We start from the raw sequence: 22,959 nt of genomic DNA, 5'->3' as shown, positions 1-22,959 counted from the left end.
CAATCACTTAACGACAGTCTGAACGAGGTCACCCCTGTGCCGAGTGGCAAGGTCAAGTGGTACGACGCCGACAAGGGTTTCGGCTTTCTCACGCGCGACGACGGCGGTGAGGTATTCGTGCATTCCTCGGCGCTTCCCAAAGGCGCTGAAGCGCTGAAGCCGGGGCAGCGGGTCGAGTTCGGTGTGGCCGAGGGGCGTCGCGGTCAGCAGGCCCTGTCGGTCAGGGTCCTGGAGCAGCCCCCCACCCTGGCGAAGACGGCCAGGCCCAAGGGGAAGCGGAAGAACCCCGATGAGATGGTGGTCATCGTCGAGGACCTGATCAAGCTCCTGGACGACGTCTCGAACTCCTACCAGAGGGGCAAGCATCCGGACGCCGTGCACGCCAAGAAGGTGGCGACTGTGCTTCGCGCCGTGGCGGACGACCTGGACGCCTAACTCGCCGGCTCGGGCGTCACGGCGGCGAGCCGGCGGCGCCTGAGCGTGAGGAGCCAGACGAAACAGAAGGCGAGCCCGGCGGAGATCACGGCGATGCCCGTGGGGCCGGGCGCGAACAGCGACATCACCAGGCCGAGGAGACCACCGAAGACCCAGGCGAGCTGCAGCAGCGTCTCCACGACGCCGAAGGTCGACGAGCGGACCTCCTCGCCGATCTCGCGCTGCACGATCGCGTCGAGGGCGAGCTTGCCGAGGCTCTGGGAGAAGGCACCGACCAGGGCGACGACGAGTGCCGTCCACAGGTTGAAGAAGAAGGCCGTCGCGACCGTCGTCACGGTCGTCACGGCGAGGGTGGCCAGCACCGTCAGCAGGGGCGAGCGGGAACGCGACCAGGACGCCGCGGCGGCTCCGGCGAACCCGCCGCCGCCCGCCGCCACGGCAAGGAGCGTGAGGGAGGCCTGCGGGCCGAGCCCGTGCAGGTGGTGGTCCTGCACCAGGAACAGCAGGAAGAACACCAGGAACCCGGCCTGCACCCGGATGACCACGTTGGCGATCACCGCCTCGGTCACGACGGGGCCCACGCCCAGGATGGTCCGCCATCTCGACGGGCGTTCCTCCGCCTCCAGTTCGACGTCGGGGGAGTCGACGTGCCGCGGGAGCCGTACGGCTCCGACGCCGGCGGCGAGGAAGAGCGGCATGGTGGCGCGCAGCACCCATTCAGGCCCGATGAGCGCGGCCACTCCGGTGCCGACGGCGGCTCCGGCGGCCGCGGAGACGAGGGCGAACAACGAGACTCTGGCGTTGGCGCTCACCAGGGCGATGTCGGCGGGCAGAACGCTCGGCATGATCGCCGCCCGGGACACGTTGTAGGCCTTCGACAACACCAGGATGGCCAGCGCGGACGGGAACAGGGTGAGCGCGTCGGAGGAGTGGACGGCGCCGGCCATGCCCCAGCAGAGCAGGCCGCGGGCGAACAGCGTGCCCGCCATGATGTAGCGGCGCCCGGAGCGGAACCGGTCGAGGACCGGGCCCACGAAGGGGGCGACGACGGCGAACGGCACCATGGTGATCAGCAGGTAGAGCGCGACCTGGCCGCGCGCCTGCCCGACGGGGAGCTGGAAGAGCAGCGCGCCCGCCAGCGAGACCGTGATGAGCGCGTCGCCCGCCGAGTGCGTGGCGGACAGCTCGATCAACCGGCCGAGTCCCGTCCGGTCGGCGCCGTTGGCGTGGGCGAGCCGCCGGATCACCCGGCCTGGCGCTCTCACACCACGCACAACTTTCGGCCAAAAATCCACCATAGGCACCGACATCCCTTTCAGTGTTACCCCATCAAGCCGGTGCGGTCTGCTCTCGGCGTAGGTGAAAATGGAGTGTGAGTCCTACCCGAATCCGAAGCACTCCAGTCGACCAGGCGTGTGCCGAGGCCGTCGATCTGGCCAGGGCGGCTGCCGAGGAGATGGCCCGCCCCGGTGAGGTGGGACGGCATCTGGGCTTCGACGGCGAGGGGGACCGGCTCGTCACCCATCACTTCGAGTGCCTGGACCGGGCCTACACCGGCTGGCGCTGGGCGATCACGGTCACCCGGGCCTCGCGCGCCAAGGCCGTCACCGTGAGCGAGACCGTGCTCCTGCCGGGGTCGGGGGCGCTGCTGGCCCCCCAGTGGGTTCCGTGGAACGAGCGGCTGCGCCCCGGCGATCTCGGGGTGGGCGACCTGCTGCCGACCGAGGCGGACGACGACAGGCTGACGCCGGGCTACACCGCGACCGGCGACGACGCAGACGAGCAGATGATCTTCGAGTACGGCCTGGGCCGCGCGCGGGTCCTCTCGCCCTTCGGCAGGGACCTGGCCGTGCGGCGCTGGCACTCCGGGGAGGCGGGCCCGCACACCCCGCTGGCTCACGCGGCCCCCGCCCAGTGCTCGACCTGCGGGTTCTTCTGGCCGCTCGCGGGCACGCTGCGGCTGGGCTTCGGGGTCTGCGCCAACGAATACGCCCCCGACGACGGCCGCGTGGTCGCCGCCGACCACGGGTGCGGCGCCCACTCGGAGGCCACCACGATGCCCTCCATGGTCGTGGAGCCCGCCCCGCCGATCCTCGACGACATGGGCTATGACGAACTGGAAACCGGCTCGGTCGACGAGACCGGCTCAGAGCCCCTCGGTCACTCCTGACATGTTCGACACCACACGACTGCGCGAGGCCGTCCTCGCGGCCTGGACGGCGTCGCCCGCGCGTTTCCGTGAGGACGCCAACGCCGAGGAGGACTTCGCGCTCGGCGGCTACCGGGACCGGCTGGTCGTCGAGCTGGCCCAGAACGCCGCGGACGCGGCCCTGCGCGCCGGGGTGCCCGGCCGCCTGAGGTTGTCGCTGCGCGACGGCGTGCTGCTGGCCGCCAACACCGGCGCCCCACTGGACGAAGCCGGCGTCGAGGGCCTGTCCACGCTCCGCGTCTCGGGGAAGAGGGGCGAGACGGGCGCCGCCGGACGCTTCGGCGTCGGGTTCGCCGCCGTGGTGTCGGTCTGCGACGAGCCCTCGATCGTCTCGCGGGAGACCGGAGGCGTGCGCTGGTCGCGTGAGGAGACCGGCACCCTCGTGGCGGCCCTGCCCGAATTGGCCGCCGAGCTGACCGGCCGGGACGGCCACGTGCCGCTGCTGCGCCTGCCGTTCCCCGAAGACTCCCTGGAGGTCCCCGAGGGCTTCGACACCCTCGTACGGCTCCCGCTGCGCGACGAGGCGGCCGAGCAGGCCGTACGGCGGATGCTGGCCGAGGCGGGCCCCGCCCTGCCGCTGGCGATGCCGGCGCTGGAGACCGTCGAGATCGAGGTCGACGGGCAGGCACGGACGATCTCCACCTCCGGTTGGCGGGTCGTGACCGAGTCGGGCACGTTCACGCCCGAGCAGGTCGCCGAGCTGTTCGCGGGGCGCCCCACGGAGGAGCGGGCCCGGCCGTACTGGGAGGTCCGCTGGGCCGTGCACCCCGAGGAGAGCACCTCGGGCGTCGTGCACGCGCCGACGCCGAGCGACGAGCCTCTCGACCTTCCGGCGCTGCTGATCGCGACCTTCCCGCTGACCACCGACCGCAGGCACGTGGCGCCCGGGCCGCTGACCGGCTTCCTGATCGCGCGGGCCGCGGAGGCGTACGTGCGGCTGCTCCAGGAGCTGCCGAGGACTCCGGCCCTCCTGCGTCTCGTGCCCGGGATGATGGGCAAGGGCGAGCTCGACGCCGCCATCCGGCGCGAGATCGTCAAACTGCTGCCCGGTGCTCCGCTGCTCCCCGTGACCGGCTCGGAGGAGATCGTGCCCGGCGAGCAGGCGCGGGCGGTCGTGGGATCGCAGGAGTTCCTCGACAAGATCGCCGGCATCGTCCCGGGGCTGCTGCCCGCGGGCTGGGAGTCGCGCAGCCCCGCCCTCACCACCCTGGGCGTGCGGCGGGTGGAGCTTGCCGACGTCGTGGACATGTTGTCCGGCGACGCCGTACAGGACAAGGACCCGGCGTGGTGGCGGGCGCTGTACGAGGTGCTGCCCGCCGACGACACCGAGGCCATCGGGGCGATCCCGGTGCCGCTCGCCGACGGGCGGCTGGTGCGAGGCCCGCGCGGCACGCTGGTGTTGTCGGGCGGCCTCGACCCCGCGCTGATCGCGCCGCTCGGGCTGCGGATCGTGCATCCCGACGCGGTGCATCCGCTGCTGCTTCGGCTCGGGGCGGCCGAGGCGACGCCGCGCACGGTCCTGGAGGATCCGCTCACCCACGCCGCGGTGAGCGAGTCGCTGGACAGCGCGGATCCCGAGCCGGTGTCCCAGGCAGTGCTCGCCCTGGTCGAGGCGGCCGGGCTCACGGCCGGTGAGGCCCCGTGGCTGGCCGAGCTCGCGCTGCGCGGCGCGGACGGCGAGCTGTACGCCGCGGGTGAGATGTTGCTGGCCGGGGGCTCGCTGGCCGGGCTGATCGATCAGGAGGTGCCCTTCGGCGTCGCGGCGCCTGACCTGGTGGACAAGTTCGGTGCGCACGTGCTCGCCGCCGCGGGGGTGCTCGACGGGTTCGCCGTGGTCGACGACGCCGACGTGCTGCTCGACGCCGCCGAATGCGATCACGACCTCGATCTCGAGGACGAGTGGATCGAGGCCGTGCTCGACCTGCTTCCGGACGTGGACGTGCCGCCGGTGGCCAGGGAGTTCACCGCCGTCCGCGATCTCGAATACGTCGCGGACTGGGCGTCGGCCCTGGGGCTGCTGTCCCGCCCGCCGCTGCGCGCCGCCCTGCGCCCGCTGCGCGTGCTGGTCGCCGGCGAGCCGTACGAGGTGCCGTCGTACACGTCGTGGTGGTTGTCGACGCACCCGGTGCTCGACGGGCGCCCGCCCACGGCGCTGCGCCTCCCCTCCGGGGACCCCCTCCTGTTCGGCCTGTACGGCGAAGCCCCCACGGGCATCGACGAGGCCGCGCTGACGATGATCGGCGTGCGGTCGTCGCTCGACGAGTTGCTGGCGTCGCACGGCGGCCCGGATGAACTGCTCGACCTGCTGGCGGACTCCTCGATCGAGGTCGACCGGGCCCAGCTGCGCTCCCTGTGGATCGCGCTGGCCGCCGTGGACCCGTCCCGTGTGAGCCCGCCGGACGCGGTCAGAGCGGTGCTGAAGGGCTCGATCGTCGTCGCGGACGCCGAGGAGGGCCCGGTCGTCGTGGAGGCGCCCGACCTGCTGCCGCTGGTCGAGGACAGGCCGCTGGTGCTCGCGCCGTTCGACCTTGCGGAGGCGTTGTCAGAGGTGCTCGACCTGCCGCTGGTGGGCGAGGCGGTCACGGGCGCGGTGACGTCGACGGGAGAGGAGCGCCCGGTGCCGGCGGAGGTGCGGTCGCTGCTGCCGTCGGCTCCGGCGAGCTATGTAGCGCACGACGATCTGCTCGTGGACGGCAGGCCGGTGCCGTGGCGGTTCTTCGAGGGCAAGGTGCACGCCTCGGGGGTCGAAGGCCTGGCCAGGGGCCTGGCGTGGGCGGCCGGGCAGTGGGGCGACAGGCTCGCGGTCGCCGCGCTCCTGCGCGACCCGGGCAGGGTTCCGCTGCTGCTCGCGGAGGCCGATCTCGACCCTGTGACGGCGCTCGGCTGAGCGGTGGCTCAGCGGCGCCTGCTGTCGCGGCGGCGGACGTAGTAGACGCCGAACAGGCCGAGGCCGATTCCGACCACGCAGGTCCAGATCGACCAGGTGTGGACGGGCCGGATGACCAGCAGCACGACCAGGGCGATCGCCCACAGTGCGGTTCCCACGAGGAACGTGAGCGTGTCGTTGGTCTTGAGCGGCTCTGGATCGGGTCGGCGCGGCTGGTTCACGCACCAAGCTTAGGAGATCAGGCCCGGGCCGCACCGGCACCTTGTGACAAATCCATCACAAAAGAACAACTCTGCCCAACATGGTCTTTCCGATGGTGGTAACGCCTGCCACTCTGCGCGCGTGAGTCAGATCGCTACAACCAGCAAGCTTGATCGCTACTTTTCCATCTCGGCACGGGGATCGACCGTCGCACAGGAGATCCGCGGCGGGGCCGCGACCTTCTTCACGATGGCCTACATCGTCGTGCTCAACCCCATCATCATCGGAACCGCCGTCGACAAGACCGGCCAGTATCTCGGCGACGGCGCCAACCCCAACCTTCCCCTCGTCGCCGCCGCCACGGCGTTCGTGGCGGGCATCGTCACGATCGCGATGGGCGTCTTCGGCAGGGTGCCGTTCGCCCTGGCCACCGGGCTCGGCCTGAACGCCTTCGTCGCCTTCGGCATCGCGAGCCAGATGTCGTGGGAAGACGCCATGGGCCTGATCGTGCTGGAGGGCATCGTCATCACCATCCTGGTGGTGACGGGCTTCCGGGTGGCCGTCTTCAATGCGATCCCCGCGCAGCTGAAGACCGCGATCAGTGTCGGCATCGGCCTGTTCATCGCGCTCATCGGATTCGTGGACGCCGGATTCGTCCGGCGCATCCCCGACGCGGCGGGCACCACCGTCCCCGTGCAACTCGGTTCGCTCGGCAACGGCTCGCTGACCGGGTGGCCCAGCCTGGTCTTCGTGGTCGGCCTGCTCGCGACCGCCGTCATGGTCGCGCGCAAGATGCGGGGTGCGATTCTTATCGGCATCGCCGGGACGACGGTCTTCGCGATCGTGGTCGAGGCGATCGGCAAGGTCGGCTCCCAGCCGGGCCACCCGAACGGGTGGAGCCTCAACGTGCCCACGCTGCACGGCCCCTTCGTCGGGCTGCCCGACCTGTCGCTGCTCGGCCAGTTCAGCCTGTTCGGCAGCTTCTCCCGTATCGGGGCGCTGGCCGCCGTGCTGCTCGTCTTCACGCTGATGCTGGCCGACTTCTTCGACACCATGGGCACGATCGTCGGCGTGGGCCGGCAGGCCGGCCTCGTGCGGGAGGACGGCACTCTGGAGCGCACCCGCGAGATCCTGCTCGTCGACTCGGTCGCGGCCATGGCGGGCGGCGCGGCGAGCGTCTCGTCGAACACCACGTACGTCGAGTCGGCGTCCGGTGTCGGCGAGGGCGCCCGTACGGGCCTGGCCAGCGTGGTCACCGGCGTGCTCTTCCTGCTCGCCATGTTCTTCGCGCCGCTGACCGACATCGTGCCGTTCGAGGCGGCCACTCCCGCCCTCGTGATCGTCGGCTTCCTGATGATGACCCAGATCAAGGAGATCGACTTCACCGACCTCGAGGTCGCGATCCCCTCGTTCCTGATGATCGTGCTGATGCCGTTCACCTACTCGATCACGGTGGGCATCGGCGCGGGGTTCGTCAGCTACATCGTGATCAAGGCCGTGCGCGGCAAGGCGAAGGAGGTCCACCCGCTGCTCTGGCTGGTCGGCGTGCTCTTCGTCGTCTACTTCGCGCTCGACCCGATCAAGAACCTTTTCGGGATCGGCTGACATGCGGGCCGCCATGCCGACGTCGTCATGGCGGCCGCGACTTACAGGATCAGACGGTTCCCGCGGCGGCGAACGCGCAGATCGCTGCCGCGAGGATGAGCGTGTGCAGGATCATGTGCTCGAGATTCGGGCGCGGCCGGTCGCCCCGGGCGGGCAACACGATGACGGTCTTGGCATAGGTCCGTGCGTGCAGGCCGGCCCAGCTCTCTCCCGTGCCCGCCGTCGCCCAGGGCACGGTGACCCCGGCCAGATAGGGCAGCCACCACAGGGCCAGGCCGCCCGCGACGATGAGCAACTCCAGGCCCGCGCCGGCGTAGGCGAGCGCCTCCACCTGTACGGCATGGGCGATGAGCAGCAGCACGGCCGGGAGGAGCATGACCGGTGCGTTGGCGGCGACCTCGGTGATCTTCTCTCTCCTCTTCGCCTCCCGCACGTTGTTGAAGGGGAAGACGTCCACGAGCGTGGTGAAGACGAAATAGGCGTCGGCGAACACGATCAGGATGAGCGCTGTGAGAAACACGCCGTGATTCCTTCTGTTTCGGGGGGTCAGCCTGCTGTGCCGTACCTCGCCTCGACTCCGGCGAGGAAGGTCGAGACGGCGATGTCGAACCAGGTGTCGTAGTAGGCGGCGGGTGCGGCGGGCGGTTCGGGTGCGTTGCCGAACTCGGCCAGGGCGAGCCCGGTCACGAGGACGTAGAGGGACTGGACGAGGTGCAGCGCCTCCTCGTCGGTCACGCGCAGGCCGGCACGCATCGACGACAGCACCAGGGGGACGGCAGGCTCGAACACCTCGGGTGAGGTGTCCTGAACGGCGACGACCGCGGCGGCGCCGGGGTGGGCGCGCAGGGTCTCCCGCAGGACGCGTGCCATGCCGTCGAGCAGGCCGCGCCATTCCCGCTCGGGGGGCAGGGCGGCGATGACCTGCGCCGCGACGCGGTCGGCGACCAGGCGGAGCAGTGCGGCCTTGTTGGGCACGTGGTAGTAGAGCGACGCGGCCTTCACCTGGAGGCGGGCGGCCAGCGTGCGCATCGAGAGCGCGGCGAAGCCCTCCTGGTCGAGCACCTCGAACGTGGCACGGAGGATCGCCTCGGCGTCGATGCGCGGCGCGGGTGACATCGTGTGTGCTCCATTCTAACGGTGTTAGGCACAAGCTAACAGCGTTAGAATGGCTCCGCAAGCCGCCCTCTTCGCCGCCGGTCGTCGCCGGCGTTTCGCGGCGCGCCGGAAGAACGAGCATGCTTGGACTGTGATTGCGGAATACCGCGGCCCCACATAAAGTTAGCGAAGGTAATGAGTCATGCTAAGAACAGAGAACCTTCGCAGCGACGCCGGCCTCGCCTCGGCGTTGCGCGTCTCGCTCGCGCGGCTGAACCGGCGGCTGCGCAAGCAGGGCGCCCATCATTCGCTGACGGCCACCCAGCTCGCGACACTGGCGGCTGTCGAGACCCACACCGAGATGACCCCCGGGGAGCTCGCGGAGCACGAGAAGGTGCAACCGCCCTCGATGACCCGGGTGATCGCCAAACTGGAGGAGAGGGGCCTGCTGCTGCGCAAGCCCCATCCGACCGACCGCCGGCAGGTGACCGTCCGCCTCACGGAGGCGGGGACGGAGCTTCTCAAGGAGGAGCGCCGGATGAAGGAAGCCTGGCTGGCGCGGCAACTCAAGGAGCTGACCCCGGAGGAGCGGGCGGCGCTGCGGGTGGCCGCTCCGATCCTGGAGAAGCTGTCGCAGATGTAGGAGGGATGTTCCGCTCTCTCCGCAACCACAACTACCGGTTGTTCGCGGCCGGCGGCGTGGTCTCCAACGTCGGCACCTGGATGCAGCGCACCGCGCAGGACTGGCTGGTCCTCGACCTCACGCACGGCAGCGGCTCGGCCCTCGGCGTGACCGTGGCCCTGCAGTTCCTGCCCGTGATGCTGTTCGGGCTCTGGGGCGGGATGCTCGCCGACCGCTACCCCAAGCGGCGCGTCCTCATGGTCGCCCAGACGCTGATGGGCCTGCTGGCGCTGTCCATGGGTCTGCTGATCCTTACGGGCTCCGCCCAGGTGTGGCACGTCTACGTGATGGCCTTCACCCTCGGGCTGGTCTCCTGCGTCGAGGTTCCCACCCGGCAGTCCTTCGTCGTCGAGATGGTGGGCCGCCAGGACCTGTCGAACGCGATCGCGCTCAACAGCTCGACGTTCAACCTGGCCAGGGTCGTGGGCCCCGCCGTCGCGGGCGTGCTGATCTACTGGGTGGGCACCGGCCCGATCTTCCTGATCAACGCCGCCTCCTTCGCCGCCGTGATCACCGGGCTGCTGCTGATGCGGACCTGGGAGCTGCGCACGCCGGAGCCCGTGCCCCGGGCCAAGGGCCAGCTCAGAGAGGGCCTGCGGTACGTCCGTGACCGGCCCGACCTGGTGCTGCCCCTGCTGATCGTCGCCTTCATGGCGGTCTTCGCGCAGAGCTTCTCCACCAGCATCGCCCTCATGGCCACGCAGGTGTACGGCGCGGGCGCCTCGTCGTTCGGCATCGCGTCCAGCGCGTTCGCGGTGGGGGCCTTCGGCGGCGCGCTGCTGGCGGCCCGCCGGGTCAAGCCGAGCCGCAGGTTCCTCCTCGTCGGCGCGGCGGCGTTCGGGGTGTTCCAGATCGCGGCCGGCGTGGCGCCGGTCTACCCCGCCTTCCTGATCCTGCTGATCCCGGCCGGCATGGCCATGATCACGGTCAACACGACGGCCAACACCATGGTCCAACTCGGCTCGTCGCCGGACATGCGGGGCCGCGTCATGGGGATCTACGTGCTCGTCTTCACCGCGGGGGCGCCCGTCGGGTCGCCGCTCGTCGGCTGGCTGGCCGAGTCGGCGGGGCCGCGGGTCGCGGTCATCACCACAGGCCTGCTGAGCGTGGCCGGGGCGGGCCTGGCCGTACTGCTGACCCGGGCGATCGCCGCCAAGGCGTCGGCTGGGGAACAATCGGCGCGTGAGCAGGTTGTTCGTGGCGCTGCTACCGCCGCCTGAGGCGTTGTCCGAGATCGCGGTCGCCGTCGACCGCGTGCGGGCCGGCCAGGAGGGTGCGGCCGGTCCGCCGGGTCTGCGCTGGATCGACCGGGCACTCTGGCACGTGACCCTCGCCTTCCTCGGCGAGGTGCCCGACCGGGTGCTGCCCGGCCTGCATGTACGGCTGGCCAGGGCGGCCTCCCGCCATCCGTCCCTGACGTTGTCGTTCGCGGGCTCCGGCGCCTTTCCCTCGCCGGGCAGAGGGCGCGTCCTGTGGGTCGGCCTGCCGTCCGGGCCGCCGTTGAAGAAGCTGGCCGACTCGGTCGCCGCGGGCGCGCGGCGGGCCGGGGCGGTGGAGAAGGACCGCATGCGGTTCCATCCCCACCTGACCCTGGCCCGCGCCCGCGAGGGGGCCGACCTTTGGCCGCTCGTCCACGCTCTGAGCGGCTTCAACGGCCGCCCATGGGAGGCGAAAGCCATCCACCTGATGCGAAGCCACCTCGGTCCGCACGTTCGTTACGAACCCGTCGAGGCGTATTCACTCGGCGGTCGCGACTAGGCTCCATGGCGTGGATCGTCCTCGTCGCTGGCTGCTGCCCACGGTGCTCGGGTTGCTCGTGCTCATCGTGGTGGTCGGCACGTTGTTCGCGTAGCCGCCGGGAGGGCTACCAGGCGTAGGCCTCGGGAGCCGTCCCGCCCGGGCCGGGGAAGATCTCGTCGAGACGGGCCAGCGCCTTGTCGTCCAGCGTGACCTCCAGCACCCGGAGCGTGCCGTCGAGCTGCTCCGCCGTACGCGGGCCGATGATCGGCGCCACGACCGCGCGCTGCCGGAGCAGCCAGGCGAGCGCCACGACGGCCGGCTCCTCGCCGAGTTCGTCGCAGAGCGCCTCGTACTGCTCGATCTTGTCCCGGTGCTTGTCCAGCTCGCGGAGCATGTTCTCCGAACCCGAACGCCCCTTCTCCAGCTTCCTCAGCACGCCGCCGAGCAGGCCGCCGCCGAGCGGGCTCCACGGGATCACGCCCATGCCGTAGTCCTCCGCGGCGGGCAGGACCTCGAGCTCGGCCGTACGGGTGAGCAGGTTGTAGTGCGTCTGCTCGCTGACCAGGCCGAGGAAGTTGCGCCGGTTGGCGATCTCCTGGGCCTTGGCGAGGTGCCAGCCGGCGAAGTTCGAGGAACCGACGTAGAGGATCTTGCCCTGCTGCCGCAGGACCTCCATGGCCTCCCAGAACTCCTCGAAAGGCGTGTTCCTGTCGACGTGGTGGGCCTGGTAGATGTCGATGTAGTCGGTCTGCAGGCGCTTCAGCGAGGCGTCGGCCGACCGCCTGATGCTCAGGGCCGACAACCGGCTCTCGTTCGGCCAGTCGCCCATGGGGTTGTGCACCTTGGTCGCGATGACCGTGCGCTCACGCCGGCCGCCGCCCTTGGCGAACCAACGGCCGATGATCTGCTCGGTGACGCCTTCGCCCTTCTTCTGGCCGTAGACGTTGGCCGTGTCGAAGAAGTTGACGCCAAGCTCATGGGCGCGATCCATGATCGCGTGGGAGTCTTCTTCGCTCGTCTGCGGACCGAAGTTCATGGTGCCGAGGCACAGCTTGCTGACCAGCAGACCGGTACGACCAAGTTGTTGATATTCCATTCGCCCAGACTATGCATCCGCGCGTGGAAGGTGATCCATCGGGGATGATGGCGCGCATGGGGACATCACGGCCGGGGGCGGATCGCATCGCACGGATCGCACGGCCGGTGATGATCGTCCTTGTGGCGTCCCTCGCCGGGCCGCTCGTCCCCGCGAGCGCCCACGCCGACGACGGGCATCGGCTCTTCACCATCAAGGACTCGAGGATCACCGAGTCGAGCGGGCTCGCGGTCTCGCCCACGCACAAGGGCATCGTCTACACCCACAACGACAGCGGCGGGAGCCCGCAGGTCTTCGCTGTCGGGCCGGACGGCCGCACGCGAGCGGCGTTCACCCTCGCAGGGGCGACCGCCCGCGACTGGGAGGGAATGGCGGCCACCACCGACCCCAAGACGGGCAGAGGCGTGTTGTGGATCGGCGACATCGGGGACAACCTCGAGGGCGCCTGGTCCGACATCTCCGTCTACAAGGTGATGGAGCCGCGCACGATGGCCGACGCGACGCTGCCCGCGATCCGCTACCGCTTCCGCTACAAGGACGGGGCCCGCAACGCCGAGGGCCTCATGGTCGATCCCCGCACGAACCGGCTCTACATCGTCAGCAAGGAGTTCTCCGGATCGATCTACCAGGCTCCGGCGAAACTGCGGACCGACCAGGTCAACGTGCTGCGCCGGGTGGGGCCGGCGCCCATCATGGCCACCGACGCGGCCTTCGCCCCCGACGGGTCGAGCTTCGTGATCCGCACGTACTTCTCCGCCACCGTGTATCGCTCGCCCGGCCGCCAGATCGCACGCGTCTCGATGCCGCCGCTCGACCAGGCCGAGTCGATCACCTACACGCGGGACGGCGCCGACCTGCTCACGGGCTCTGAAGGTGAAGACAGCCCGGTCTACGAGGTGCCGCTGCCCGCCGATGCGCGCCCGCGCGTCACCCCGACCGCCACACCCCGGCCGGACGGCACGGCACGGCCGGACACCACCCCGGAGGCGGCGCCGGCCACGTCCGGGGACGGCGGAGTCTCGGGCCTGATGATCGCCTTATGGGCGGCGGTCGCCGCCGGGGCCATCGGCGTCATCGCGCTGATCGCCTGGCGCACCGCGCGCTAGAGAGTGCCTAGAACCTCTCGACGAAGTGCTCCCCGCGCAGGGCGCGCTCCACGAGGTCCACGGCCCCGGCCAGCCGTACGAGCCGGGGACCCTCGCGCCGGTAGACCTCCAGCACCGCCTCGACCGCGTGCGGCGGCAGGTGGTCCTTCAGGTCGACGGCGGCGCCGCGGTACCCCTCCCTTGCCGCCTCGATCGCCGCCCGGACGTGCCGGCCGGCCATCCTGGCCAGCGCCACCGGGTGGCGGCGCAGCACCTCGTAGGCCCGGTAGTCGGGCGGCACGGCGTCGAGGAGCCATGCCGTCGCGGACCTCTCCCAGTCGGGGCTGCCCGGCGGGCTGACCTCCGGCGGCCATCCTGGCGGCACATACATGCGATCCAGGCTACCGAACAACAGTTCGATCATGAATGGATCTCCGCCGAGTGGGAGACGCCGCGTATACCGCTAGGGGACAATGACGGCATGGTGCCCATAAACCGCCGCATGACCACCGGAGCGAAATGAAGCTGGGAATCATCGGCGCGGGAATCCTGGGCCTCGCCGTCGCCCGGGAGCTGGCGCAGTCGGGCGCCGAGGTGACCGTGCTCGACAAGGAATCCGAGGTCGCCGCCCACCAGACCGGGCACAACAGCGGCGTCGTGCACGCGGGGATCTATTACACCCCTGGATCGCTCAAGGCCACCCTCTGCCGTGACGGCATGGCGATGCTCCGCGAATATTGCGCCGAGCACCGCCTGCCGTACGACGAGGTGGGCAAGCTCGTGATCGCCTCGACCCGCGGCGAGATGGCCGGGCTGCGCAGGATCGCCGAGCGGGCCAGGGAGAACCAGGTGCCCGGCATCGCCGAACTCGACGCGCTCGGGTTGCGCGAGATCGAGCCGGACGCCGTCGGCGTCGCCGCGGTCCACTCGCCGCACACCGCGATCACCGACTTCCCCGCCATCGCGCGCCGCCTCGCCGCCGACGTGGCCGAGACGGGTGGCTCCGTACGGCTCTCGCATCCGGTGCGGGCGCTTCGGGAGACCTCACGCGGCGTCGAGGTGGTGGCCGGCACGTCCCGGTTCACCTTCGATCGGGTGATCTCGTGCGCGGGGCTCGGCACAGACCGGGTGGCCGCGATGGCCAAGGCGCCGGGAGACCTGCGGATCATTCCCTTCAGGGGCGAGTACTACAAGCTGACCGACACGGCGAAGGCCATGGTGCGCGGACTGATCTATCCGGTGCCCGATCCGCGTTACCCCTTCCTCGGCGTCCACCTGACCCGGAGGATCGACGACGAGGTGCTGGTCGGGCCCAACGCGGTGCTGGCGCTCGCCCTGGAGGGCTACTCGTGGGGCGACGTCTCCGTGCGGGACCTGCGCCGGATCGTCACCTGGCCCGGCACCCGGCGGATGGCCGCCGAGCACTGGAAGACCGGCGTGCGCGAGGTGTACGGCTCGTTGGCGAAGCGGGCGTTCCTGTCGGCGGCCCGGCGGTACGTGCCCGCGCTGACCTCGGCCGACATCGTCAAGACGCGCGGCGGAGTGCGGGCCCAGGCCGTGGCAAGGGACGGCAAGCTGCTCGACGACTTCGCGATCGACGTGCAGGGACGAGTCGTCCTGGTCAGGAACGCGCCCTCGCCGGCCGCGACGTCGAGCCTGGCGATCGCCCGACATATCGCCTTAACGGCTCCCTTAACTCCGAACTCCTAGAGTTCTGTCTGCCATGGTCACAGCATCTCCAGAAGCCCGGCTGCTCGTCGTCGAAGACGAGCCCAACATCTTGGAACTCCTCGCCGCCAGCCTGCGGTTCGCGGGGTTCGAGGTCAACACCGCCTCAAACGGAGGCGAGGCGGTCACGGCCGCCCAGCGTCACCGGCCTGACCTGATCGTTCTCGACGTCATGCTGCCCGACATGGACGGCTTCGACATCGTGCGCAGGCTGCGTGGTGGCGGCACCCACACGCCGGTGGTCTTCCTGACCGCCCGGGACGCGACGGAGGACAAGATCCGTGGTCTGACCCTCGGCGGGGACGACTACGTGACCAAGCCCTTCAGCCTCGAAGAGGTCGTCGCGCGGATCAGGGCGGTGCTCCGCCGTACGAGCGGCGACCCGATGGCCGTTGCGCCCCGGCTGACCTTCGCCGACATCGAGCTCGACGAGGAGTCGCACGAGGTCTGGCGGGCGGGGGCCGCCGTGCCGCTGTCGCCGACGGAGTTCAAGCTGTTGCGCTACTTCATGGCCAACGCCGGGCGGGTCCTGTCCAAGGCGCAGATCCTCGACCACGTGTGGGACTACGACTTCCGGGGCGACGCCGGAATCGTCGAGTCCTATGTCTCGGTGCTCCGCCGCAAGCTCGACAACGCCCATCCGCGGCTCATCCACACCCTGCGGGGCGTCGGATACGTCATGCGGACGCCGCCGAGCACCGCCTGAGCGCCGTGTCGGGGCGCACGCCGCTGCGGATCCGGCTGACTGCGGCCATGCTCGCGCTCGTGGCCGTGGCCATGACCGTCATCGGCCTGGGCAGCGTCTCGCTGTTGCGCCACTACCTCGTCTCCCGGGTCGACATGCAGCTCGGCATGGTCACCGACGACGTGGTGCTGCGCCTGCAACGCGGGCCCACCGTGCTGGCCCGGCTCCGCGTGCCCCCGGAGGGCCGTGTCGAGGTTCACGACGACACCGGGAAGCTGGTCGCCGCGCAGGCGGGGCTGGCCGTCGAGAATCTGCCCGGCCCCGCCGCCGTCACCTTGCAGACGCCCCAGACCGTCGCGGCGGTGTCGGGCGACGGTCTGTGGCGCGCCCGGGCGGTTCCGGTCAGCGGCCTCGGCAGCGTGGTCGTCGCCGTCGACTTCGCGTCGGTGCGGCAGATCACCGGCCGGCTCGCGCTCATCGAACTGCTGGTCGGCGGCGCCGTGATGGTCGTCCTCGCCGTCGTCGCCGTCGTGATCGTACGGCGCAGTCTGCGCCCGCTCACCGAGATCGAGAAGACCGCGCAGGACATCGCCGAAGGACACCTCAGCAGCCGCATCCCCGATCGCGACCCCAGGACCGAGGTCGGCCGCCTGGCCCGCTCGCTCAACGGCATGCTCGCCCAGATCGAGGCGGCGTTCGCGGCGCGCGCGGCGTCGGAGGCCTCGGCCCGGGAGTCGGAGGCGCGGATGCGGCGTTTCGTCGCCGACGCGTCCCACGAGCTGAGGACGCCCCTCACGTCGATCAGGGGATTCGCGGAGTTCCACCGGCAGGTGCCGGACGCCGACGTGAATCGGCTGATGCGCAGGATCGAGAGCGAGGCCGCACGCATGGGCCTGCTCGTCGAGGACCTGCTGCTGCTCGCCCGGCTCGACCAGCAAAGACCGCTTCAGTCGGAGCCGGTCGACCTGCTCGCCCTCGCCGCCGACGCGGTGCACGACACGTCGATCCTGTGCCCTGACCGCGACGTCCGGCTGAGCATCGACGGCGACGCGGCGCTCATCGTCCTGGGAGACGATGTGCGGCTGCGCCAGGTCATCGGCAACCTGTTGAGCAACGCCAGAATCCACACGCCCGAGGGCACGCCGATCACCGTCAGGCTGGGCGTGGAGGGCACGCTGGCGGTCGTCGAGGTCGCCGACCACGGTCCCGGGCTCACCCGCGAGCAGGCCGAGCGGGTCTTCGAGCGGTTCTATCGCGCCGACCCGTCGAGGACGCGGCCCGCCGGGGCCGGCAGCGGGCTCGGCCTGGCGATCGTCGACTCGCTCGTGCGGGCCCATGGCGGGCGGGTCACCGTCGAGACCGCGCCGGGTGAAGGCGCCGCGTTCCGCATCATGCTGCCGCTCTCGCCTGAGGCGCTCCTCCCGGAATCCGAGGACCCATCCGAGGGCCTGGCGGATGAACCCGAGGAGTTCCTGCCGGAATCCGAGGACCCATCCGAGGGCCTGGCGGGTGAACCCGAGGAGTTCCTGCCGGAATCCGAGACGCTTCTCATCGATCCCGAGGCGTTGCCGGCCGAGCCAGAAGCCCGCCGGTAGGCGTACCCGTCGCTGCTCTGCCCTACGGCCATGCCAGCGAATTCCTGGCACTAAAGGCTGATATATCACCTCTATTCGGACATCTCTAATCGGACATAAATAGCATTTGGCACTAAAGTGCTTCGTACTGATTTAACGCGGTCAATAAAGAGATAAGCGTGATGCAAAAGCCCCTCGCTGCCGTTTATCGCCTCGTCGCCTGCGGAAGCAAGACAATGCGGAATGGTCCGATAAGGGCCATCGGAAACGCATTTCCCGGTTATCGGGATGAAATCGGAGCACAGGACAGGTGTCCTTTCAAGGGGGATATGAAATGCGCAACTTCAAGAGCCTCGTCGGGGTTCTCGCCATCGGCACCGCGCTGACCGGTGGCGCCGTCGCCCTCGGCACCGCGGTGAGCACCTCCGCGAACGCCGCTGTCGTCATGGGCGGCGGCTGCGGCGGCGGTTGCGGCGGCGGCTTTGGCCGGGGTGGCCGGAACCACAACCGCAACTCGAACCGCCTGCACGAGTTCCAGCACGCGCGTCAGCACGAGTTCCAGCGCCAGCACCTGCTGCGCGACTTCACGCTGGTCGTGACGCCGTTCCAGAAGGAGCAGAACGAGTCCAACCCGTGGCAGAGGCAGGACGACGACTCCGACTCCGACTCCGAGTCGAAGGCGAAGAGCTACTGAGGCCCGAGCTCTCGCTGCCACGTCTGCCGTGAGGAAGCAGTGATCTGAACGTGGCCGGTCTCCCGCGCGGTTCCCGGGAGGCCGGCCACAAAGCCGTACCGGCAGAGGCGCCGGCGTCAGCCGGGGAAGCCCTCCTGCGGGAAGCCCTGCGTCGCCGCGCCGCCCGGCAGCACCACCTGGTCGCCATCGGTCAGGCCGCCGGTGATCTGGACGTACTGATCACCGCGCACCCCCGTCTTCACCCCCCGCTGCACCTGGTTGTCCCCCTGCTTGACCGTCACCGTCGTCGTGCCGTCGTCGAGGGTCTTCACCGCCTGCACAGGGACGTACAGGGCGTCGTTCGCCTCACGTGTGGTCACCCGCACGCTCGCGCTCTGGCCGAGCAGCAGGTTGGCGGGGCGGTCGTCGAAGGAGACGGTCACGCCGTACCGGACGAGCTGGCCGTCGGTCGTCGCGGTCGGGTCGATGTGGGCGACGGTGCCGTCGTACTCCTGTCCCGCGTGGGTGGCCAGCGTGATCGTCGCCTTCTGCCCGACCTTGAGGAACTGGATGTCCGACTGGGTGACCATCGCCTGCAGTTGAAGGTCGGCGAGGTCGCCGAGCGTGATGAAGGCGCCGGCCGTGTACTGCGTGCCTGCCGTCCCCGCGATCGACAGGACGGTGCCGTCGTCGGAAGCCTTGATCGTCACACCGTCGAGCGCCTGCTTGGCGTCGGCGAGGTCGGTCGTGGCCTTGGCCACGGCCGCCTGGGCCTCGGCCTCGGTCATCGGCGTTCCACCGCGCCCGCCCGCGCCCCCGGCCCCACCCGCGCCGCCGCCGGAACCACCGCCGAAGCCGCCGCGGCCCTGGCCCGCGCCGCCCTGGCCACCGCCCGGTCCACCACCCTGGCCACCGCCGGGTCCGCCGCCTTGCCCGCCACCCTGGCCGCCGCCTTGTCCGGAGCCGGGGGCAGACCCCTGGCCTCCTCCCGGCGTGCAGGTCGGCGTGGGCGTGGGTGTCGGGCGTGTGGGCGTCACGCTGGGAGTCGGCGACGGCGACGGGCTCGCTGTGGGCGTCGGGCTCGGCGAGGGGCTCGGTGACGGGCTCGGGTGTTTCGTCCATGTCTGGCGTGTGCCGGCCGTCCCGCTGCCGTACGCCGTGCTCTGGGGGCTCCCGCCGGACGTGTGCGTCTTCACCTGCGTCTTCACCGAGGTCCGCGTGGGCGTGGGGGTGGAGCCGGCGGCGGACAGCAGAAGCGGAGGATGGTTGCGGCCGCCGCTCTCCGCGGAGACCAGCGTCACGTTGAGGGGCAGCCAGCCCTCGCCGGCCGACTCGCTCGCCGGGCGCGTCGTCGCGCAGCCGGAGCCGCCCGCACCGCTCGTGCCGCCCGAAGAGGAGCCGGATCCCGCCCGCGACCCCGACGTCCGCGCCGATGTGCCGGCCGATGTGCCGGCCGATGTGCCGGCCGACGTTCTGGCGACCGCCGGGACGACCCCGCCGGAGCCGCCCGCGCCTCCGGATGTCGTCGTCACCGACGTGCCGCTCTCGACCTTGTCCAGGGTGTCGTCGGCCGCGGCGAGCGCGGCCTTGGCCGCGTCGTAGTCCTCCCGGGCGATCGTGTCGTCGATGCGAGCCAGGACGTGGCCCTTCTTGACCTTCTGCCCGACTGTGACGTACACCTTCTGCACCGTGCCCGCCGCGCCGAACGCCAGGTCGCTGACCCCGTCGTTCACGGTGTTGCCCGCGGCCGACACGTAGGCGGAGACGGTGCCGCGCTTTGCCGCGGCGAGCGAGATCCGTTCAGCCGTCGCGGAGTCTCCGCGACTGACGTAGGCGATGGCGGCGCTCGCGACGGCGATGCCGGCGAGGGCCAGTCCCCCGACGCGGATCGTGGTGCTCGGTGTCATAGCGGACATCCTGGTGATGCCATGTCATCGCCCGCTTGGCCGTACCTGAGAGTTATCTGAAAATGCGACTTCCAGGAAACTGTCAGCATCGGCCGAGGTTGCCCGAAGCGGGGTCCGACAGGGTTCACGGTCGTGAAGCTGTCGACGAAGCGCAGAGCGCTCATCATCAACGGCGTTCTGGGAGTGCTGCTGGTCGGGGGAGCGGGCGTGGCCTACGCCTCCCTCGGAAACGGGTCGTCCAGCCAGGCGGCTCCGCTGACGACCCGCGTGACGCGGGGGACGGTGGTGTCGTCGGTGTCGGCCTCCGGCTCCGTCGAGAGCGCCAGGACAAGGTCGCTGGACTTCGGAACGAGCGGCACGGTCGAGTCGATCGCGGTCGAGTCGGGCGACAAGGTGAAGAAGGGCCGGGTGCTGGCCAGGATCGACGACACCGCGGCCCAGGAGAGCCTGGACGCCGCCAAAGCGAGCCTGGACGCCGCCGACGACGCCGACACCTCGACGCCGTCGGGCTACTCGCAGTACATCAGCGCGAGAAACGCCTACAACGCCGCCAAGCGGGCGGTCGCCGGCACGGTCATCAAAGCGCCGTTCGCCGGAACGATCATCGCGGTCAACGGGTCGGTGGGCGGCTCGTCAGGGGGCGGCGGCTCCTCCTCGGGTTCGTCCAGCGGTTCGGCCACCGGAGCGGGGGCCGGCGGAAGTGGCGGAGGCGGCGGCTCGTCGAGCTCGGCCTCGACGAGCACGGGCAGCGGTTTCATCGAGATCGCCGATCCGGCGAAGCTGCAGATCGTCGGGCAGTTCACCGAGTCGGACGTGACCAAGCTGAAGGTCGGCCAGGCGGCCACCGTCTCCTTCGACGCGCTGACCGGGGTGACGGCCACCGGCAAGGTGAGCGTGATCGATCCGCAGCCGCAGACGAACAACAACGTCGTGCAGTACGCCGTGACGATCTCCCTGAGCGGCGTGCCCGCCACCGTACGGCTCGGCCAGACGGCCAGCCTCCAGGTGATCGTGAGCAGGGCGGACAACGCGCTCGCCGTTCCGAGCTCCTCCATCACGACGGCGGGCGGCCAGAGCACGGTCAAGGTCCTGGAGAACGGCAAGCAGGTCGTGAAGCCCGTGCAGATCGGCATCAAGGGCGACACCACCACCGAGATCAAGTCGGGGCTCCAGGAGGGTGACCAGGTGGTTCGCAACCTGCCCACGACGACGGGCACCGGCGGGGGACTCCCGTTCGGCGGCGGCGGAGGCGGCCTCGGTGGCGGAGGCGGCTTCGGCGGCGGCGGTGGCGGCGGTTTCCGAGGAGGCCGGGGATGACCGAGATGACACAGGCACGGCCACCGGTCCTGGACATCAGGAACGTGGCCAAGGTCTACGGCGAGGGCGAGACGGCGGTTCACGCCTTGCGCGGGGTGTCGTTGCGGGTGGAGCGGGGCGACTATGTGGCGATCATGGGGACGTCGGGGTCGGGCAAGTCGACGCTGATGAACATCATCGGGTGCCTGGATGTGCCGTCGTCGGGGGGTTACCTGCTGGACGGCACGAATGTGGGTGTGCTGGACGATGCCCGGCTGGCGATCGTGCGGAACCGGAAGATCGGGTTCGTGTTCCAGTCGTTCAACCTGATTCCGCGGATGAGCGCGCTGGCCAATGTGGAGTTGCCGCTGGCGTACGGGGGCGTGAAGGCGGCCGAGAGGCGCCGGCGGGCTTTGGCGGCGCTGGATGAGGTGGGGCTGGCCGAGCGGGTCGCTCATCAGCCGAACGAGTTGTCGGGTGGTCAGCAGCAGCGAGTGGCGCTGGCGCGGGCGCTGGTGACGGTGCCGACATTGCTGCTGGCCGACGAGCCGACGGGTGCGCTGGACTCGCGGTCGAGTGACGACGTGATGCGGATCTTCGACGGGTTGTCGGCGAGCGGCCGGACGATCGTGTTGATCACCCACGAAGACGATGTGGCCGAGCATGCCAAGCGGGTGGTCCGTCTGGTGGACGGTCAGGTGGTCGAGGACGTGCGCCGGGCGCCGGTGGGCGGTCTTCCGCCGCGGATGGCCGAGGTGGGCGCGTGAACCCGGTGGAGGTGGTGCGGTTCGCGTTGCGCGGGCTGACGGCCAACAAGCTGCGCAGCGCGCTGACGATGCTGGGCATCTTGATCGGCGTCGGTGCGGTGATCTTGCTGGTCGCGGTGGGTCAGGGATCGTCGCAGCAGATCCAGGACAACATCCAGCGGCTGGGCGCCAACTCGCTGACCATCTCGCCGTCCACAAGCGGCGGCGGCGGTGGCGGGCGCGGCGGCGGTGGCGGCGGGTTCGCCCGGCTGCTCGGCGGCGGCGCGGCGGGTCAGCAGGGCTCGGGGCCGCGCACCCAGGCCAAGCAGCTTACGGTGGCCGACGCGAAGGCACTGGCCGACCCGACCAGCGCGCCGTCGGTGAAGAGCGTCTCGCCGGTGGTGACGGCGTCGTCGCAGACGGCCACCTATGAGGGGGCCAGCCACGCCATCCAGCAGTTCGTCGGCACCTATCCGAGCTATTTCGAGGCGTCGAACAAGCCGGTGGTCAAGGGCACCTACTTCTACAACGCCGATGTGCTGGCGGCGCGCAAGGTGGTCGTCATCGGGAACACGGTGGCGCAGGACCTGTTCGGCGCGGCCGATCCGGTGGGCAAGCAGATCGTGGTGTCAGGGGTGCCGTTCACGGTCGTGGGGGTGCTCAAGGAGGCCGGGTCGTCGGGGTTCCAGGACGCCGACGACCTGGCGATCGCGCCGTTGCCTGCGGTGCAGCAGAGCCTGACCGGATTCGGGCAGCTGAGCCAGGTCCTGGTGCAGGCCAAGAGCGCCGCAGAGGTGGACGAGGCGCAGGCCGAGGTGACCGACATCCTCAATCAGCGGCACGGGATCACCGGGACGGCGAGCGCGGACTACCGGATCTTGAATCAGGCGACGTTGCAGGAGACGGTCAGCGCCGCGACCGGGACGTTCACGGTGCTGCTGGGCGCGGTGGCCGCGATCAGCCTGCTGGTCGGAGGCATCGGGATCACCAACATCATGCTGGTCACCGTCACCGAGCGGACCAGGGAGATCGGCATCCGCAAGGCCATCGGTGCGCCGCGGGGGGCGATCCTCGGGCAGTTCCTGGTCGAGGCGACGGTGCTGAGCCTGGTGGGCGGCCTATTAGGGGTGGCCATCGCCGTGATCGGGGCGCAGTTCACGATCGCGGGGGTCAAGCCGGTGCTCGTGCCGGCCTCGATCGTGCTGGCGCTGGCGGTGTCGGTCGCGATCGGCCTGTTCTTCGGCAGCTATCCCGCCAACCGGGCCGCGAAGTTGCGGCCGATCGAAGCCCTTCGGTTCGAGTGACAGCCAGGAGA

At 70.4% G+C, this 22,959-nt stretch carries 22 protein-coding genes; 15 read left to right on the top strand and 7 right to left on the bottom strand.

Features of this window, described 5'->3' with window-relative positions:
• Positions 1 to 36: 36 nt before the first annotated feature.
• Entirely contained in the window at positions 37 to 435 is a 399-nt protein-coding gene (locus tag Pth03_RS34060; protein ID WP_203948609.1) for a cold-shock protein, read from the top strand.
• Here Pth03_RS34060 and Pth03_RS34055 read toward each other — a convergent pair.
• Complete coding sequence (locus tag Pth03_RS34055) at positions 432 to 1,700, bottom strand: MFS transporter (RefSeq protein ID WP_239119577.1); 1,269 nt, start codon at positions 1,698 to 1,700, stop codon at positions 432 to 434. The two genes, Pth03_RS34060 and Pth03_RS34055, sit on opposite strands and share 4 nt — an antisense overlap.
• A gap of 107 nt (positions 1,701 to 1,807) precedes the next feature.
• Here Pth03_RS34055 and Pth03_RS34050 point away from each other — a divergent pair, with 107 nt between their 5' ends.
• On the top strand, positions 1,808 to 2,605 hold the full coding sequence (locus tag Pth03_RS34050; protein ID WP_239119576.1) for a DUF3027 domain-containing protein: 798 nt from the start codon (positions 1,808 to 1,810) through the stop codon (positions 2,603 to 2,605).
• Between the two features lies 1 nt (position 2,606).
• The gene (locus Pth03_RS34045) at positions 2,607 to 5,531 is read left to right on the top strand and encodes a sacsin N-terminal ATP-binding-like domain-containing protein (RefSeq protein ID WP_203948575.1); all 2,925 of its coding nucleotides are present in this window, start codon (positions 2,607 to 2,609) and stop codon (positions 5,529 to 5,531) included.
• Positions 5,532 to 5,539: 8 nt separating this feature from the next.
• Here Pth03_RS34045 and Pth03_RS34040 read toward each other — a convergent pair whose 3' ends face one another.
• Positions 5,540 to 5,752, bottom strand: coding sequence for a DUF2530 domain-containing protein (locus Pth03_RS34040; protein ID WP_203948574.1), 213 nt, complete (start codon positions 5,750 to 5,752; stop codon positions 5,540 to 5,542).
• 121 nt (positions 5,753 to 5,873) lie between these two features.
• On the opposite strand from Pth03_RS34040, the gene Pth03_RS34035 reads away from it, so the two are divergent.
• Positions 5,874 to 7,337, top strand: a complete 1,464-nt coding sequence (locus Pth03_RS34035) for an NCS2 family permease (protein ID WP_239119575.1) — start codon at positions 5,874 to 5,876, stop codon at positions 7,335 to 7,337.
• 49 nt (positions 7,338 to 7,386) lie between these two features.
• Here Pth03_RS34035 and Pth03_RS34030 read toward each other — a convergent pair whose 3' ends face one another.
• Complete coding sequence (locus Pth03_RS34030) at positions 7,387 to 7,857, bottom strand: hypothetical protein (protein WP_203948572.1); 471 nt, start codon at positions 7,855 to 7,857, stop codon at positions 7,387 to 7,389.
• Between the two features lie 26 nt (positions 7,858 to 7,883).
• Positions 7,884 to 8,453, bottom strand: a complete 570-nt coding sequence (locus Pth03_RS34025) for a TetR/AcrR family transcriptional regulator (protein ID WP_203948571.1) — start codon at positions 8,451 to 8,453, stop codon at positions 7,884 to 7,886.
• A gap of 181 nt (positions 8,454 to 8,634) precedes the next feature.
• Here Pth03_RS34025 and Pth03_RS34020 point away from each other — a divergent pair, with 181 nt between their 5' ends.
• Genes Pth03_RS34020 through thpR form a run of 3 tightly spaced genes read left to right on the top strand, consistent with a single transcriptional unit; the run spans position 8,635 to position 10,872 of the window.
• A complete protein-coding gene (locus Pth03_RS34020; RefSeq protein ID WP_203948570.1) occupies positions 8,635 to 9,075 on the top strand; it encodes a MarR family winged helix-turn-helix transcriptional regulator in 441 nt (146 codons plus the stop codon).
• A gap of 5 nt (positions 9,076 to 9,080) precedes the next feature.
• Positions 9,081 to 10,334, top strand: coding sequence for an MFS transporter (locus tag Pth03_RS34015; protein ID WP_203948569.1), 1,254 nt, complete (start codon positions 9,081 to 9,083; stop codon positions 10,332 to 10,334).
• Positions 10,297 to 10,872 carry an RNA 2',3'-cyclic phosphodiesterase gene (thpR, locus tag Pth03_RS34010; protein WP_203948568.1) on the top strand — a complete coding sequence of 192 codons (576 nt, stop codon included), beginning with the start codon at positions 10,297 to 10,299 and terminating at the stop codon, positions 10,870 to 10,872. The genes Pth03_RS34015 and thpR overlap by 38 nt, the downstream gene beginning before the upstream one ends.
• 106 nt (positions 10,873 to 10,978) lie before the next feature.
• Here thpR and Pth03_RS34005 read toward each other — a convergent pair whose 3' ends face one another.
• Complete coding sequence (locus Pth03_RS34005) at positions 10,979 to 11,950, bottom strand: aldo/keto reductase (RefSeq protein ID WP_203948567.1); 972 nt, start codon at positions 11,948 to 11,950, stop codon at positions 10,979 to 10,981.
• A 56-nt stretch (positions 11,951 to 12,006) separates the two neighbouring features.
• On the opposite strand from Pth03_RS34005, the gene Pth03_RS34000 reads away from it, so the two are divergent.
• Positions 12,007 to 13,056, top strand: a complete 1,050-nt coding sequence (locus Pth03_RS34000) for a hypothetical protein (protein ID WP_239119574.1) — start codon at positions 12,007 to 12,009, stop codon at positions 13,054 to 13,056.
• 7 nt (positions 13,057 to 13,063) lie between these two features.
• On the opposite strand, the gene Pth03_RS33995 is transcribed toward Pth03_RS34000, so the two are convergent.
• On the bottom strand, positions 13,064 to 13,426 hold the full coding sequence (locus tag Pth03_RS33995) for a hypothetical protein (RefSeq protein ID WP_203948566.1): 363 nt from the start codon (positions 13,424 to 13,426) through the stop codon (positions 13,064 to 13,066).
• A 128-nt stretch (positions 13,427 to 13,554) separates the two neighbouring features.
• Between Pth03_RS33995 and lhgD the strand changes: the two genes are divergently transcribed.
• From lhgD to Pth03_RS33975, 4 genes are all read left to right on the top strand, one after another.
• Entirely contained in the window at positions 13,555 to 14,745 is a 1,191-nt protein-coding gene (lhgD, locus tag Pth03_RS33990; protein ID WP_203948565.1) for an L-2-hydroxyglutarate dehydrogenase, read from the top strand.
• A 13-nt stretch (positions 14,746 to 14,758) separates the two neighbouring features.
• Positions 14,759 to 15,469 (top strand): response regulator transcription factor, encoded by a 711-nt coding sequence (locus tag Pth03_RS33985; protein WP_203948564.1) that lies wholly within the window; start codon positions 14,759 to 14,761, stop codon positions 15,467 to 15,469.
• Positions 15,470 to 15,474: 5 nt separating this feature from the next.
• Complete coding sequence (locus tag Pth03_RS33980; RefSeq protein WP_275413267.1) at positions 15,475 to 17,043, top strand: HAMP domain-containing sensor histidine kinase; 1,569 nt, start codon at positions 15,475 to 15,477, stop codon at positions 17,041 to 17,043.
• Between the two features lie 313 nt (positions 17,044 to 17,356).
• Positions 17,357 to 17,716 (top strand): hypothetical protein, encoded by a 360-nt coding sequence (locus Pth03_RS33975; protein WP_203948563.1) that lies wholly within the window; start codon positions 17,357 to 17,359, stop codon positions 17,714 to 17,716.
• A 116-nt stretch (positions 17,717 to 17,832) separates the two neighbouring features.
• Here the strand turns inward: Pth03_RS33975 and Pth03_RS33970 are convergent, their stop codons facing one another.
• On the bottom strand, positions 17,833 to 19,602 hold the full coding sequence (locus Pth03_RS33970; RefSeq protein WP_203948562.1) for an efflux RND transporter periplasmic adaptor subunit: 1,770 nt from the start codon (positions 19,600 to 19,602) through the stop codon (positions 17,833 to 17,835).
• Between the two features lie 132 nt (positions 19,603 to 19,734).
• On the opposite strand from Pth03_RS33970, the gene Pth03_RS33965 reads away from it, so the two are divergent.
• Genes Pth03_RS33965 through Pth03_RS33955 form a run of 3 tightly spaced genes read left to right on the top strand, consistent with a single transcriptional unit; the run spans position 19,735 to position 22,948 of the window.
• Positions 19,735 to 20,919 carry an efflux RND transporter periplasmic adaptor subunit gene (locus Pth03_RS33965; protein WP_203948561.1) on the top strand — a complete coding sequence of 395 codons (1,185 nt, stop codon included), beginning with the start codon at positions 19,735 to 19,737 and terminating at the stop codon, positions 20,917 to 20,919.
• Positions 20,916 to 21,665: an ABC transporter ATP-binding protein gene (locus Pth03_RS33960; protein WP_275413266.1), complete on the top strand. Its 750-nt coding sequence runs from the start codon at positions 20,916 to 20,918 to the stop codon at positions 21,663 to 21,665. The genes Pth03_RS33965 and Pth03_RS33960 overlap by 4 nt, the downstream gene beginning before the upstream one ends.
• Positions 21,662 to 22,948: an ABC transporter permease gene (locus tag Pth03_RS33955; RefSeq protein WP_203948560.1), complete on the top strand. Its 1,287-nt coding sequence runs from the start codon at positions 21,662 to 21,664 to the stop codon at positions 22,946 to 22,948. The genes Pth03_RS33960 and Pth03_RS33955 overlap by 4 nt, the downstream gene beginning before the upstream one ends.
• Positions 22,949 to 22,959 lie beyond the last annotated feature (11 nt).

This window comes from Planotetraspora thailandica (assembly GCF_016863335.1).
Taxonomy (GTDB): domain Bacteria; phylum Actinomycetota; class Actinomycetes; order Streptosporangiales; family Streptosporangiaceae; genus Planotetraspora; species Planotetraspora thailandica.
Note: the sequence above shows the minus strand (reverse complement) of the source record. Positions and strands in the feature narration are given on the sequence as shown.